The organism is Flavobacterium limi, assembly GCF_010645075.1.
In the GTDB taxonomy this organism is placed as follows: Bacteria; Bacteroidota; Bacteroidia; order Flavobacteriales; family Flavobacteriaceae; genus Flavobacterium; species Flavobacterium limi.
Window position 1 is genome coordinate 1 of the sequence record NZ_JAADZV010000021.1, and the last position, 16451, is coordinate 16451.

Genomic DNA, 16451 nt, shown 5'->3' on the forward strand with positions numbered 1-16451 from the left:
TAAAGTATGTAGTTGTCGTTCTGTTCTTGTATTTCCTGTAATTATATTTTATAGACTCAAATCCAAAAGTAAATCTTCAAAACAGCCATAAAAATCACTAAACTTTTACTGAAGCAGATTGTCCTTCTGTTCAGTCTTTTTAAATGAGTCCTGAGCGTCAGATTCTTCCTTTCAATGTGATTTGTTCCCAAACGTTTAATAGAATGCATTTTCTCATCAATTAGATACCTGTAGTTTTTAAGTCTGTCCGTAAATATCTTCTTAGCTTCCGATAATTTCAGGGTTTCCAAAACATAGTTCAGCGTTTTATTGGTTCGTTTTCCAACGTTAAAACGGACAAGTGTTTTAGAATTCTTTTCTAATGCATAAACCAGCCAGATATAATTTTTCTTGTGCCTGATATAAGTGCACAGCTCATCAACTTCATACATTTTGCCTTTACTGATAATAGGCTTTGTAATGTTTCTGGCAATTGAGATGATTCTTTTCAATAGTGTAGTGGTTGATATTTTCAATATTCTTGCTGTGCTTCTTATTCCTAAGCCTTCTTTTGTGAACAACACAATCTCCTGATTGATATTCCTTTTGTAAGCATTATACTTATAGTCAATTTGTTGTCTTTTTTGACAAACACAACATTTATAACACTGATTACCGTTAGATTGAAATCCATTTTTTATACATTTACCATTGTAAAAATTACATTTTATTTTCACGATCTAATTTGAAACGCTAAGGTAAGGTAAAAGCATTTTAAGGCTTATTAAAAGACAAAAAAAGAAAGAGACAACCAACAGGTCGCCTCTTTTTCTATTCAATAATTTAAATTCAATATTCTTTTTCAGTTAGTTACGTAGGTATATTATCAAGACACGTAATCTGAAACACTACCGCGCGGGTTTATTGTTTTATAGAAAAGTTTTGCTTGCTCAACTTTGAGGGAACGGATTGCAAATCATAAGTGTTCGAAACCTCATTTTGGATTTAAAATTGTATTTACTTTATTTGGATCTCCTCCGCATTTTTCAACTATATCCTTGATAATTAAAACTTCTAATTCTTGTGCAAACTTCAATTTTGCAATTTTATATCCTTTGAGTTCATTGAGTTTTTTATAAACCACTAATAAAATAGCTGTTATCAAAGTCATATACATTACTACTTTTACTCCATTGATATTTCGGCTTAACAAATGACTAAAATTTAGATTCTGTTTTATGAATTTAAAAAACACTTCAATTTCCCATCGTTGTTTATAAATTTCTGCCACATCCTTTGTTGTTAAGGTTTTACTGTTGGTCAAAAAATAAAATACTTCACCATTTTGCTTTTCTTTTGCAAAGATTAAACGCAGGAATTTTTGAGTTTTTTTATTTCGTTTGTCATATAATTTTACCTCTAAATCTTGTTCTAATAGTAATCTTTCTGTTTGATTTTCATCAATTTCAAATTCCTTAATCGTTTCAAAACGAGTGTAATTATTCAATCTTGTTACAAAGGTTAAATTATCCTCGTTGAACTCTTCAAATGTTGCTCTTGCTTGAACGCCTCTGTCAAAAACTAAAATATTATCAACACTTAATGGACATTCTTTTATCAATTCTTTTAAAGCAAAATCCTCTGAAACAAACGACTGTTCTGTGAAAATTTTTGAATGAACCGGTATGTTTGAAAAAGCTATGCTAAATTTTACAAATTTCTTGTTTCCTTGTTTGTTAATTTGCATCCCTTCTTTTAATAATTTAGAAGAAATATTAACCAGCGTGGAATCAAAAGAAATAATATTATGTTTTTTCTTCAAATATTTATCTTGATACTTTTTTAGGCAACTATTGAATATTGCTTCAAAATAATCAGCGTTTATATTTACCAATCGATCTCTGATCGAATTGTATTTTACTCCTTGATAACTTGTATTGGCAATACTTTTGAATGCCAACGAATGATAAAATTCTTCCATTACTCGCAAACTATTGTGCTTGATGTTTAACATCGAAAACAATAGTAATTGAAACATCGTTTGTCCATGAAGTTTCTTTACTTGATGGTCAACATTATAAATGAGTGATAACTTCTCTAATTCTCCTTGCGGAATATATTCTAAAACTTCTTCTAATTTCATAAGTCTGTGTTAGACTCAAATATAATAACTTTGAGGTTTCGAACACTTATGATTGCAAATCCGCTCTACCGTTGTCGACATATCAAGGTCGTTCGGGTTGAAGCTGGCGAATTTAATCCTACATATCTCTACCTACTTGAAATTTGTAAAGGACTTGAAGTAACCTTGAGTGAATTGTTTGATTTTGAAAAATCATAAATAATATCAAAGTAATTAAAAAAGGAAAGAGACAGCTATAAACTGTCTCTTTTTTATTGAAATAGAAAACCACCAACACATCTGATACATTACCAAACGAAAGAGACGACCAGCTGGTCGTCTCATTTCTATTCAATAAATAAAATTTAATATTCTTTTTCAGTTAGTTAATTGGTTAAATTATAAAAACACCTAATCTGTAACACTACCGATTTTATGGATAATCAAATCCAAATAATATTTTTGTAATTTTATTATTTTTTAATCTAAATTCCATAAAATATCCAGGCATATTGTATTTTTTCAGAAATGAAGATTTTTCATAATTATCTATTCGATAAGTTAAGATAGATTCATCTTTATCATTTTTAGTTTTGTAGCTATTTCCTTTTATCTCAATTAACCTCTCTAAAGAAATACCTAAACTCAATTTAGATTCTGTTTCAAAAATTTTATCCTCTACATTATAACTTGAATTTTGATTTAATTTCTTTTCATTTTCAAAATAACCTATCTCAAAACAACTAAAATTATTCTTAGTATTTCCTTCATATTGATATGCTAATAAATATTGGGATTTATCCTTACTGATAAAAATAACAACTGGACTTTCTCTTAATCTATCAATAGTGGAAATTGTTTTGTAATCTTTGTAAAATTTTTGCAATGATTCATTATTTTCTAAAATGAGTAATTTATTTACTGTTGAATCAGGTAAAACTTCTTTTAATTCATTTTCAATTAATTTTTTGTTTTTAACAATCGAAATCGAATCAGGTTTTGCAACTATAACAGTTTCAACTTGCGATTTGGATTGTTGAACTATCTTGGTATTATTAACATTCTCTTTACATCCAATAGCTAATAGTATCCATAAACTTGGTAATATCATTTTATTATTCATTTTTTATTCGTTTACATTTGGTATTGTGGTTCCACTTCTTCCATTGTTATTAGGATTATTAGTAATATTTATGGTTGTAGGTATTGAATTGCTATTTTGTAAAAATCCTTGCACAGCAGTACTAAAAGAATTAAGTTGAGTAGCATTACCACTCAATCCAATACAACCTAATGTACCTTCATTATTACCATCAGGATGTATTCTTAACAAATTTCTACCAGTACTGAATTGAGGATTTAAATTAAAACTAAATCCTACACCATCACTATTCATTCCTCTATTATACCAACCATCAGGGCTTCTATCTTGAAAATTACTTACTGTATAACTTCCATTTTCTGGTGCTCCATTACCAAAACCTCCCGCAACACCAGAGAATGAATCTAGCGCCATGCTACTTCCATTATCAAAATCAACTTGAGTTGTTACTGTGACGTCTCCAATTTTACTGTTTCCTTCTCTCATAGAACCTGTAATGCTTATACTATTACCAGTTTGTTCTGAAATTAGGTCAGCGCTGTCAGAGGTTCTTTCTTGACTTCTCAAAGAATTTATAGATAACATCGTATTATAATCTTTGTTTTCATTTGAGAAACTTGAACTGGCTTTATTAAAAGCTGCTTCACTAACTTTAACATAGGTATCTGGTCCTGCTGCCTTTACTCTTGCTATTTCTTTGCTTTGCCCCATTGATAAAACTATTATGTCATTTGGAGCCATTCCATCAGGGTCTATAAAACGAATTGGGTTATCAAAACAATAGTTATACGCAGAAAATCTTCTCATCTGCTCTGCTAACGGGTCAATGTTCATCCAACGTCCTAATGCAGGGTCATAATTCCTCGCTCCATAATCATACAAATTCAACTGAACCCCACCAATATTATCGTCTTGGAACTCCTTTCCATTATACTTATACTTTAATGCAACGTTTGTTGATGTAATTGCTGGTCCGTAGCCGCTATGTTTGAGCCCAAACGGATAATAGTCGTTCTGCTCGAGGATTTCGGTAGTTGCAATACTTCCGTTACCATCGTTGTCTTTGTAGCTCAATCGTACGTTGCCCAGATGGTCTTTGTATTGAAACACATATTTAAAAGAACTTGCCGTCACGGCTTCTACGTACCCTTCGGCTGTAGGGAAAAACTGCAAAGCCGTATTCAGATACTGATATCCTCCCAGATAGTCCGTTGTCGTAATACTGGCAGGAGTTGTAACCGTTACTATTTTCTGCACTTTCTGTCCTGCAGCATTGTAAATATAGGCAATGTTCCCTGTTGTTCCAAAAGTTATTTTGATTGGCAGGTTTAAGTGGTTATAAATGATAGCGGTTATGTTTTTGTTTTTATCAATGGTCATGTTTCCATTGGCATCATAAGAGTAATCATCTACGGTGTTGGCGGAGCTGTCCACAAATCCCAGGGTCTTGCTGCTGCTGTCAGCCACTTTTGTGAGCTGGTTTGTGCGGTCTGCTATGCCGTAATTGTAGACCAGGTTGTCGATTGGTGTGGCTGTTTCATTTGTACCATTGCGCAACAGGGTCATTATATTTCCATTCTTGTCATAGCTCAGGCTCTCATTATAGGCATTCAAAACGCTTGCTTTTTGATAAATAGCGTCTTTTAGACGGTTAAGGTTGTCATATTTATACCCATAAGCCCTTACGATATCGGCAGTATTCCAATGTGTCTCGGCAATGTTTCCGTTGTATAGTGCATTCACCCCGCTAATATTGGTGCTGGTTGTGTTGTAATTGATCTTGAAAGCAAACAGGTCTTTCGGGTCGCCTGCTTGTGTCAGGGAAGCTATTTTGTTGATTTCGGTCATCCATCCCCTGATGTTGTAGGCATAGTCAACCTTCTGCAGTGGGATTGCAGCTAAAGGGGCGTTTCCTGTTTTCTTGGAAATCAATTGTCCCAGTTCATCATAAGAATTAGAAGCTAAAAGCTGTTCGTCACCGCTGTTTATTTTATGGATATGGGTGAGCAGCCTTCCCTGAGGAGTGTAGGTAAAAGAGTCTTTTGTTGTCAGTACAGTACTGCCCGAAAGCCTTTTGTGATAGGCAATGGTATAATCTGGTTTTCCTGTAAAATCCAGTTTGCTGTCCGTGTAGGTTTCCCCGCCTAAATGATTTTTGAAATGGGTACGTATCGGCCTTGCCTTTTTATCATAATAGATAGTAGTTGCTTCAGCCAGAATTGCCGAGGCAGATGTCGGAACCCTTGTCAATAATCCTGTTATGAGTCCTTTTAGTTCAGCACCGGCAAGGACTGTCTGGTTCTCTACCATTGTCGGTATTGCAGCTGCACTCGGGAAGCTGTAGTTATCATAATAGTTTACTGTCAGCAGTTTGATGTCCGTTGGCGTTACATTTTTGGTGTAGTAGACATCAATACCGTCAATTGTAGTGGTTCCAGCGATCACTTTGTTTTCATTGAAAACTGTTGCGATATTAGATGTATTTTGTTTTGCTATCCTATCGTTGCTGGTTACTGTTGTAGATTGCTCCCAACCTGTATACACCGGTCTATTGAATACATCATATTTGATAACCATCCAGCCTACCACATTCGCAGCCGTGTCATTGAAAGGGGACAATGCCGGACCTGTTGCTATAACGCGATCGAGTTTGTCATAGACAATGAACTCCCATTGCTTGCCTGGCAGTTTTTTCTCTACCAGCCTGTTCCTGTTGTCGTACCTGTACTGGTAGCACAGCTCATTTAAGGTTGTTGTTTGGATTGTTGTTCCGTAAGGTGCCGCATCGGATGCCTTAGGGGGAATGACATAGGTAAGGTTCCCGAAATCATCATAGACATAATAGGTATCGTGCTGTGCCTTGTTTTGAGAAACGCCGTTTACAATTGAAGTGCCATAGGTCCTTTTCAGGATTACCTGTCCCTGTTTGTCTTTAAATTCTACTGTTGAGCCATCGTCTTCAAGAGGGGCGGCTGCTGTGTTTTCATCAAAGATCACGTTCTTGAAGAGCTCTTTGGCATTATAGTAAGTTATGACAACAGGGGTCGGGATACGGTTTGCATCCAGGGTGAAACCAAAATTCTTCACCTCATTGGCAGCGTTGGTCTGGTATTCCATTTTTATTTCATGGCCGTTGCCGAGCTTCCAGTCATTGCCGGGAGCTGCCTGCTTTAGTATACGATTGAGAGGTGAAGGCTCTAATTCTTTTTCAGAGTAAGGATTCAGGGTGTTTCCGTATTTGGCTGTATCATAATATTTTTCAATAGTACTATTAATCAAAGTATTTCCCCTGAACGCTCCGCAATTGAAGGTATCGGTATAAGGCAGATATTCTTTGGTCTGCCTGCCGAACTGGTCGTATTCAATATGGGTTATGATGTCATGAAATATTATATTGCCATTTGTTTGATTAACAGCTTCGCCAGCCCTTATGCCTATTTTTTGCATAGGCCTGCCCAAACCATCATAATAGGTGATGGTTTCAATTTTCTGGTTGGAAGCCAAAGCAGATACATTAGTGGATTCTACTGTGGGAACAATAGTGTGTACGTAGTTCTCTGTGCTGATGCCGCAGTAGCCATTTATAGTAAAAGAAGTGGAAACACCGGAGGTGCATCCTGCAGCATTGGTCACAGTAAAATTATAAGGCTGTAGGGAAGGCGCTAGTCCGGTAATGGTTATTTTTGATGTATCGCCTGAAATATTGCCCGGGTTAATTGTCCATGTTCCGTAAGTTGGCAGATTAGATAATACGACACTTCCGGTATTTGTTGCAGTTGGTTGGGAAATTGTCCCTACAATGGGAGTCGCTGGGATGTGCGTTGTTGTGAAGATTTTTATGTAGGGAGTTGGATCAGAATGAATCGCTCCGGAACTCGCTCTTATAGTAAAATAAGTATCAGAAGAATCGTCATTGGTATTTTCAACTATAACATTAGGTCCTGAAAAGCTTACTCCTAGAGATGGTATTGCTGTATAGGTATAAGCAGGGTTGTAGTTGGTAATAGTGAAAGTCCCCTTACTGTTGCTGCATGTAGGTTGTGTAATGGTGCCTATAATCGGCATAGGTGGCTTGGCTACAGGAGCATTATTGACTACTACATTGGCTGAGGAACCAGAGATGCATCCTGACATGTTAGTGACAGTAAAATTATATGTGGCAGAAGGTGCCAGGCCTGTAACAGTTGTAGTTGCCCCGTAGCCCTGGTGGCCTCCCGGATTGATCGTCCATAATCCATCCAATGGCAAATTGGATAAAACCACACTTCCGGTTGCCGAGGTAGTTGATGGCTGGGTAATGGTTCCCACGGTTGGTGCAACAGGCTGAATGCTGTATTCCACACTGCTCGAAGTCGCGCTCCAAGTTTGGTTTCCCCACGGTAGTCTGGCACGTAGATAATATCGAGAGCCTGATGTCAGGGTTATTGTGGGTTCTGAATTGGCTGTACTGGTTCCAGTTGGAGAGCTTTGCCAATACCATGTCACATCTTCATTATTTACACGAATATTTCCCGGCGGATCACTACGCTGCAGTACTACCTGATTGCAATCTGCACTTACTATGGTAGGTGCAGCCGGTTCAGCAGGAGTACTGGATATGTTTACAGCGAACTCTTCATAATACACATCGTCCTGACGGTCTTTAAAGAAGATGTATACATATCTTGTACCGCTGCCGTAATCAAAGTATACGTCAACTTCTCTGTCATCGCTGCTTGGGCTGTCAAGGACACTTCCATCAGCCCCCCAACTATAATCCCAGTAATCGGAGTTAGATTCTATAGTATAGGTCATGATATCCAGATAGTGGCCTTCTGTTGGTCCGGTCAATCCTAATTGGGACAGCGCTTTTATCGGACTAAATAATAGTGCTAATACAAAGGCAATAAAAACAAGCCTGTTCTGTGTTTTTTTATTACTCATTATTTTAAGGTTTAGTTTTTTGTAAAATACCATCTGGAAAGCATCGGTATCATCTTGCCATTAGCTTCAGGTTCTAGGATCATGACAGTAGGTGATATAAGTATTATGGTTAAATTTTGAGTATGTCCTTGAGAAGTGGTCATAGTTATGCTCCGATTTGTATTATTGCTTGTCCAGGTTCCTCTTTCTTCTTTTCCATCGTGCAGGTGAAAGATATAGTTGCCATCAGCATTAAAAATAATCTGCCTGTTTCTGTAATTGCTTTCCAGTTTTGCTTGTACAGCAGGGTTTTTTGCTAGTATTGTTTTAGCTTTTTCTTCCATATTGGCAGTCGAAGCATGGAAGTCGAAATTCCATATGCCAGTCAGTTGTTCTTTTTGTGTTTGTGCAGACAGGGTCAGGCAGTTTAGAACCAGCAATGTAATACTTATAATTTTTAAGATATTGTTCATGTTTATTATGTCTTTTAATTGCTCTGTTTTTATTGGTTCTTGTAATTATATTTGTTGGCAGAGAGTACCTTGCTTTCTTTGTCTCTGACTTGTTTCAGACGGCCATAAGAATCGTATTCATAATAGGTAGTATAATCTTTAGGGTCTGTCATGCTGGTAATTCCTATCAGCGGATCATAAGTGAAGGTGCTTACCATTGCATCGGGGAATCCGGCGCGTACTAGCTGCAGTTTTTCCCTAAGTATGGTCTCGGTAACGGAAGTTGTCTCATTGATGGTTGCTGCAATTGCGGTATTGATCAAGGCCTGCTGGGCTGCGGTTATGGTATTTGGCTGTCCTGCTGTATAAGTAGCGTTCTCAATCTTGGCAATCGGATAATCTTTTTGATATCCCCAGACATATACGGTAGTCGCTTTGCCTTTTGATGTGATCTGGATCGGGTTTCCATGATCGTCATAAGCATCATAGGTGTTCTCGGGATCCGCGCCATAACGGGAATCTTTTGTTGATCCATCAAAAGCAGTAAAGTTGGCAAAAGGGACAGTACTATTGAGCTGGGCGATATAGTTTTTATCCGGCACGAAATTATCATCACTCTTCTTATAGGTCAGAAGGGCACTTCCGGTAACCTTGTTGTTATTCAGTGTAATATTCTCGACAACCGGACTGATGACATTGGCTGTTGCCATCTGGCTGTAAACCCCCGTATTACTGTTGAAGGGATAGGAAAATTTTTGAGTGATGCTTTCTCCTTTTGAGTTTATGGTTGTTCTTTCTCTCAGGAAGGTAGGCTTGTTAAGGTCGTATTCGTTGATAGTAGTTTGGACGATGCTGTCGTTGTTTGTGAGATACAGTTTTTCTGTTGTTTCTGCAAGGTTCTCAACTCCGATGGTGTATTTTTGGGTTTTGTAACCAAAAAAGGATTCAGGACTATTTATAATTCTTTCTAATTCTTGTTTAGCAATTGTATTTGAATTACTTTTTAATCTGTCTTGATCTTGGTTGGCTTCAAGTCCATAAAAAGTTTTATACTTAAAAATTGAAGTATCAAAAATTTCATCTACTATGTAATCTTGATAGCTATAGTTGGTTTCTCTAACTTTTATATAAGTGTTATTATTTGCTTTTTTATACTCAATTTTTTGATTTAGATTATTTCCTGACCAAAAATTAGACGGATCAACAGCAAATTTGTTATTTTTATATGTGAAATTACTTGTGTTAAAGTTGTAATCCTGAATCTGCGGAATATTGTTTGAATAATAATTTTCAATTTTGCCAATGTTGTTAGATGAATCACCTATGTATTCCGTTACCTTATTGTAATATATTAATTTGTTTAAAAATGTATAGTAGCGAGAAGGAAAATAACCACTGAAAACTCTTGTTATGTAAGTAACATTTGCTGATTGATTTCTGAAACCAAGAGGCCCATGATTACCCATATACATAAAATTATCTATAACCTTCCAATCCGTAGCAGTTTCCTCTATTTCATTTTTAGTGTTCGGATCCGGATAAAGGTAATTTGGGATTTGTCCACCCCCATCTTCATTCAAACCATATTTATATTCTTTTTTCTTAATTTCTGCACCATTTTTATCTTTTTCAATCACAGTTTTAATTCTTAGTCCTCCACAGTCTGTTGGATTGCCTACGGTCGACATAATTTTATTGCTTTCATATTCAAATTCAGTTTGTCCTCCTGTTGGATAAGTTATTGTTTTTAACATTCCAATTTTCATATCTTCAGAGTTACTGAAACGGCTGCCACTTGCACCTATTTCGCTATTATAATATTGTGTTATGGATCCACCATTCGCGCAAGCCCCTACAGGGGATGTAAAAGCAATATTTACTGTTTCTTGTGAAATTACATTCTGAACTTGCGAATTATAGTAGCCCCAATAATCAGCACTATTAACTAGTTTATTTCCATTGGGAAGGTTATCCAGGTTATAGTACTCAAATTTATATTTTTCAATTACTTGATTATTTTTGTCCTTGATTTGAAGGAAGTTCAAATAACTAGGTTTTTCTAACTCAGAGAGACTTTCCCTGCCAGGACTAGTAATATCAAACTCTATTTTTTTTAAAATTTCAGCATTGTTTTTAATTTCGATATTATTTAGTAAAAATCCATTGAGGTCAGGAACGTTTTGTAAATAATTAAAATTAATACTTAAATCATTATACGTTATTTTTGTCAAAATACAGGCCTCCTGATTGCGGCCGGGAGGCGAGTTGTAATTTTTTACAAAATGATTATAATGCAAGTCATTGCCAATAAGGTCGTATAGTACAGAATTACTACATATGTTCATATCATTTGAAAAATAATTTGGTGAAGTAGTTAATTGGTCGTGTATAATAACTGGTGGCAAAGTACTATTTCCATTTACCAATGTATTTATATATTCAAATTTGATAATATCCTTTGCGTTTGGGGATGTGATCGAATTTAAAAGCCAGCAATTCACAGAATAGTATTCCTGATCAGTTTCATAATAAGGCTTGTTTAAATCATTTTTTCCAAATTTATATATGAACCCCAAATCATCAGTTAGCTCTATTGTTGTTGTTGTGTGGTAAACTGAGCTATAAAGATATTCGGAAATAATTTTAATTTTGTAAGGCTGATAAGGCATAAATGAGGCAGTTTTATTTCCATTTATGTCTTTTAGGATAAATTTTCCGCTTTTTCCATTTGGCAGCAAAAAGGTAAATATATCATATTCAGTATCTTCATACTTACCATAAATACCAGGCATGCTAAATTGGCTTAGGTCCTGATTTGTAAAAATTACATTATTGCCACTAAAAGGACGGTTGTCATTAGTGCCACCAAATAATGTAATCCAGTCAGGAGTGTACGCTAAATTATTTATACCTTGTTTGTGGTCATTTTTTTCATCTGGATATCCTCGAACTTCACGACTAATGAATCCGCCAATATTTGTGACCCATTTGAGGCCTAATATCCCATTTTCAGTTATATCTGCTTTTAGGCCAGAAGCATGAAATTTTAGATTTAGGGGAATCTTAATATCTCCAAAATTTATTTCATAAAGTGGTATTGAAACATCAACTAAACCGCTCGATAAATCAACTGGATGATTAGCAAATTCTTTTAACAGATGTACTTGAGGCGATTTAATGGTGTTCTCCGTTGAAGTATAAGGGTTCGCTATTTCCTGCGATAATATTTTTAAAGGCAGAAATAATATTGTAAAGACAAATACAAAAAATAGATGTTTGTTCATAAGCAAATAAGTTATTGGTTATTTATAAAGATTTAACGTAATATTAGAAGAGCACTTTTGCAATTAGTATTCTTTTGATAAAATATTATTGATTCTTGTAGTTATATCTGTTAGCAGAAAGTATCTTGTTTTCCTTGTCCCTGACTTGTTTGAGACGGCCATATGCGTCATATTCATAATACATGACATATCCTTTGGGATCTGTCATGCTGGTAATCCCTATCAGTGGATCATATGTAAAGGTGCTAACCATGGCATCAGGGAATCCGGTACGAAGCAATTGCAGTTTGTCCCTCAGGCTGGTTTCGGCAACCAAGCCGTTTTCTCCGGTGGCTGCTGTGACAGCATTATCGATCAGGGCCTGCTGGGCCGCGGTAATGGTATTGGGCTGCCCTGGGGTATAGGTAGCGTTCTCGATCTTGGAAATCGGATAATCCTTTTCATATCCCCAGATATATACGGTAGTCGCTTTGCCTTTTGATGTGATCTGGGTGGGGTTTCCATGATCGTCATAAGCATCATAGGTGTTCTCCGGATCCACACCATAATGGGAATCTTTTGTTGATCCACTAAAAGCAGTGAAGTTGGCAAAGGGTAGCGGGGTGCTAAACTGTGCTGTATAGTTTTTATCCGGCACAAAATTATCATCACTTTTTTTATAGGTCAGCAGGGCACTTCCGGTCACCTTGTTGTTGTTCAGGGTAAGATTTTCAATAACCGGACTGATTACATTTGCCGTTGTCATCTGGCTGTACACCCCTCTATTGCTGTTGAAGGGATAGGAGAATTTCTGTGTGATGCTCTCTCCCTTGGAGCTGATGGTCGTTCTTTCTCTCAGGAATGTAGGCTTGGCAAGATCAAACGTATTGATCGTTCTCTGGACGATGCTGTCGTTGTTTTTGAGATATAATTTTTCAGTACTTTGTATTAGATTCTCAATACCTATGGCATATTTTTGAACTTTATAACCGAAAAGCTCACCAGGATTACTTTTTATTACTTCTAATTCAGTTATTGCCGGCCAACTCGGTGGTATTCCTGAGGTGTTATATGCAACAACATTTTTGAATGGGAATATCGAAAGATCATAGATTTCATCTATGACTGTTTCTCCATAAAGGTATTCTGTTTCTTTTACCTTGGAATAGATTTGATTTTCGTTTTTGTATTCAATTTTTTTGTACAAATGATTACCGTTCCAAAACGAAGAAGGATCAATACTATATTTAGATTGTTGAAAGGTAAAGTTACTATAGTTAAATACATAATCAGAATGTAAGGGGATGTTAATGGAATAATAATTTTCAGTTTTTCCTATATTTTTGTTGATTTCCCCGTAATATTCCGTTACTTTATCATATGCGACAAGGTTGTACAAATAAGTATAATATTTACCAGGAAATGACCCGGTTATATGCCGGGTTGTGTAGCCTCCTACTGCGTGACCAATATCGGGAAAAACATCATCATCAATAAGGTAGATTGTTTTGGTTTCTTCAAATGAATTACGATGCCCCACAAAGGGCAAAGGCGGTAACAGATAATCAGGAATTTTGCCTATCCCATCTTCATTTTTGCCATAAGTAAATTCTCTTTTTTTAGGCCATTTTTCCATTTTGGCATCATATGTGATGTTTTTAATTCGTAATCCTCCACACTGTCTGGTTATATTTGAATGATCTTTGTACTGATTACCCTCATAGTCAAAAGTTGCTGTACCTCCAGTCGGGTAAGTAATGGACTTGATCATCCCAATTTTCATGTCCTCAGCTTCGCTATATCTATTGTTTCCACTTCCGATTTCCTCTTCCAACATTATTATACTGCCCCCACCATATCCTGCCTGTCTGAAAAGAATATTTACAGTATCTTTTTGTATGACATTATGCACTGTGGAATTATAATATCCCCAATAGTCAGCGCTGTTGGCTAATTTGTTCATTTCAGGGAATTTATCCAAATGATAATAATCAAAGCTGTATTTTTCTGCTACATTCTCATCAGATCCTTTTATAATCACAGATTTTAAAAACATATACGCATTATCCATGAAATTAAACTCCGCCTGTCTTATTATCTTATTATCATTTAGTATTTCAATTTTTGCTAATTGCTGGTAGTCTGAATAGGTAAAATTGACCACCATATCATTGTAAGTAATTTTTGAAGGTAAACAAACATCATGATTATGATATGGGACAGGATTATAATTCTTTTGGAAGTAGCCTGTGCTTTCCCATGTTATTTGTTTTAATGCATTCATGAGTATACCATCAGGCTGACCCTCAAAATCATTTCCAATATAATAATCCCCTCTGACATCAAGTACCTCATCATTAATTACTACCGGTACAATTTCGCTATTTCCATCATAAGTGGTGGTAGTATAATCATATGTAATGATGTCTTTTTTATTTGGAGAAGTGATGGAGGTTAACATCCATGAATTAGCAATGTTTTGCCGATCCATTTCCCAATATGGGCCAAAAGTATAGGTATATCCTTGATCATCAGTAATATTGAATTTTAAAAACTGATAATTTTGGAAAGCATATGTGACTTCAGGGTTGGTTAATTTAAAAGGTTTGTAAGGCATGAAGGATGCCGATTTATCCCCATTATTGTCCTTTAAAATAAATTTTCCACTTTGCCCGTTGGGCAAAGAAAATGTAAAGACATCATATTCTGTATCCTCGTATTTACCGTAAACTCCATTATATTCAGGTCCCCAAAAAAATCCTAAAGTATGATGTTGAAAGATGAAATTATTAGCTGAATAACCTCTATCTGCACCTCCTCCGTATAAGGTCATCCAGTCTGGTGTATAACCCATAGTGATCCCTTGTTTATGAGACCTCTGTTCATCTGGAATACCTTTTACTTCGCGACTAATAAAACCACCTGCATTTAATGCCCATTTTACCCCAAGCATACCAGATTCAGCTGCATTGGCTTTCAACCCTGAAGCATGAAACATTAGTTTTACTGGTAATGTTTGGCCTGCAAACTGGATATCATATATTGGTACAGTGACGTCAGCTAATCCTCTGGAAAGATCAACAGGATGATCTACAAACTGTTTCAGAAGATGCACCTGTGGAGATTTAAGACTCCCCTCTACTGAAGTATATGGGCTTGTTATTGTTTGAGCATAAAAATTTATATGCAGCAATGTGATAAGCAAAAAAAGATTTTTATTCATAAAATGAAATTATTCTAAATCTGAAACTTAAATTTGGATGACAATAGAATACATGATTGTCAATTTTTAAGGCTAATTAATAAAAAAAGACTTATAAAAATATCACATTAAAAAGAGAAAAAGTGTAAAAAAAAAACTAATAAAATATAATGGTCTGAAAAACAATTTTTTGCAATAGTATCATGATAAAGTATAAAAGCATAATATAGCATCTAATGAGTTAAACTCCTATCATATCCTTGATAGATTATCGTTTTCGATTGACAACTGCTTCTGTAATATTGTGCTATTTTATATCTCGGCATACTATATTCATTTTCCTGCGGATAGGGCTCCCGATGTGTCATACTCACATCTTCACGTATATTCTGCTGGGTATGGAATCTTCTCTCTTCTGTTATCCCATAACGCGGATCGGCAATAAAAGGCATTTTGGCAATTTTTAAAATGATTATAGTCGGGAAATGATAATCAACGTCAACCTGACCCAGCAACAGGTAGCAGCCACCACCCTGAAAAGGGTATTGCTGCAGGCAGTCCGCAAAATGTGCGGTGTCGAAAAATTCTCCATGTGCATCGATCCAGGTTTCAAAAAACATTTCGCCGCGTTTGGTAGGAACATGCTTTCTTGAAATCAGATAGACCAGCATTCTTACGCTCTTTTTGTGGTGTTTAGTCAAATCCTTTGCCATTACATCACCTCTGAAAGAAGTCTTGAGAAAATTAAACGGCGTGACTGAAACCGGAAAGCCAAGCAGTTCAATCTCGTCAAAAGCATCCTCAAAAACAGAGCGTTCCAATACGGGCAATTTATATTCCTTAATAAGTTCCTGAAGCCGCATCAGGCTACGGTTCTCGGGCTTTAAGTTGATCAGGATCAGTCTGGCAAACGATTTGTCGGGTGTTGAAAATTATGTCAGATGATCACTACGAAATATTAATTTACGGTGTAGATATGAAGTTATTAATGATCGTATTGTACGTTCATTAGCAGATTACACGGCATCTCCTGATTATGCCAACAGGAAGGATAAATGTTTAGGCATGTGTTATTTTGGAATTAGGGAATGTAAAGTATTTAGTTTTTCAAATGGCTTCAACAGATTCATGCCAGGATTATGGAATCAACATACCGGTTTTTTTCTTTTGACAAGTTTTCGGTAAAAAAAATGAATTAATCAGATTAAATTTAATTGTTTTTTTAGTGTGCGAAAAGGAGAAAGAGCAACTTAGTTCTTTTTCCTTTTTGTTTATAAACAACTTAAACCAATGGAGTTGAAATTTGTGCAGATAAATAAGTTCAGTTCTTATTTTGCTTTTTAATAATAATATGCAAATTCCGGTTATATTGATCACCCCATTCCGTTTTAAAGTGAGCACCTGATTCCAGTTCAAAATGACCACCTAA

7 protein-coding genes and 1 pseudogene are annotated in these 16451 nt (G+C 35.9%); all 8 read right to left on the reverse strand.

Features of this window, described 5'->3' with window-relative positions; translation table 11 throughout:
* Positions 1-56: 56 nt before the first annotated feature.
* Positions 57-716 carry an IS1 family transposase gene (locus GXM16_RS22555; protein ID WP_163396755.1) on the reverse strand — a complete coding sequence of 220 codons (660 nt, stop codon included), beginning with the start codon at positions 714-716 and terminating at the stop codon, positions 57-59.
* Positions 717-973: 257 nt separating this feature from the next.
* Positions 974-2122, reverse strand: coding sequence for an IS4 family transposase (locus GXM16_RS22560; RefSeq protein WP_163396756.1), 1149 nt, complete (start codon positions 2120-2122; stop codon positions 974-976).
* A 412-nt stretch (positions 2123-2534) separates the two neighbouring features.
* Positions 2535-3224 (reverse strand): hypothetical protein, encoded by a 690-nt coding sequence (locus GXM16_RS22565; protein WP_163396757.1) that lies wholly within the window; start codon positions 3222-3224, stop codon positions 2535-2537.
* Between the two features lie 3 nt (positions 3225-3227).
* Entirely contained in the window at positions 3228-8126 is a 4899-nt protein-coding gene (locus GXM16_RS22960; RefSeq protein WP_229684418.1) for a DUF6443 domain-containing protein, read from the reverse strand.
* A gap of 11 nt (positions 8127-8137) precedes the next feature.
* On the reverse strand, positions 8138-8578 hold the full coding sequence (locus tag GXM16_RS22575) for a lipocalin family protein (RefSeq protein ID WP_163396758.1): 441 nt from the start codon (positions 8576-8578) through the stop codon (positions 8138-8140).
* Positions 8579-8607: 29 nt separating this feature from the next.
* Positions 8608-11841, reverse strand: coding sequence for an RHS repeat domain-containing protein (locus tag GXM16_RS22580; RefSeq protein WP_163396759.1), 3234 nt, complete (start codon positions 11839-11841; stop codon positions 8608-8610).
* Between the two features lie 85 nt (positions 11842-11926).
* A complete protein-coding gene (locus GXM16_RS22585) occupies positions 11927-15043 on the reverse strand; it encodes an RHS repeat domain-containing protein (RefSeq protein ID WP_163396760.1) in 3117 nt (1038 codons plus the stop codon).
* 287 nt (positions 15044-15330) lie between these two features.
* Positions 15331-15930 (reverse strand): annotated as a pseudogene (locus GXM16_RS22590) (single stranded DNA-binding domain-containing protein); the annotation flags it as partial.
* Positions 15931-16451: the final 521 nt, after the last annotated feature.

Excerpts from the sequence above, each read along its gene's own strand:
- GXM16_RS22575 (WP_163396758.1), bottom strand. The coding sequence starts at position 8,578 with ATGAACAATATCTTAAAAATTATAAGTATTACATTGCTGGTTCTAAAC.
- GXM16_RS22585 (WP_163396760.1), bottom strand. The coding sequence starts at position 15,043 with ATGAATAAAAATCTTTTTTTGCTTATCACATTGCTGCATATAAATTTT.
- GXM16_RS22580 (WP_163396759.1), bottom strand. The coding sequence starts at position 11,841 with ATGAACAAACATCTATTTTTTGTATTTGTCTTTACAATATTATTTCTG.
- GXM16_RS22565 (WP_163396757.1), bottom strand. The coding sequence starts at position 3,224 with ATGAATAATAAAATGATATTACCAAGTTTATGGATACTATTAGCTATT.
- GXM16_RS22960 (WP_229684418.1), bottom strand. The coding sequence starts at position 8,126 with ATGAGTAATAAAAAAACACAGAACAGGCTTGTTTTTATTGCCTTTGTA.
- GXM16_RS22560 (WP_163396756.1), bottom strand. The coding sequence starts at position 2,122 with ATGAAATTAGAAGAAGTTTTAGAATATATTCCGCAAGGAGAATTAGAG.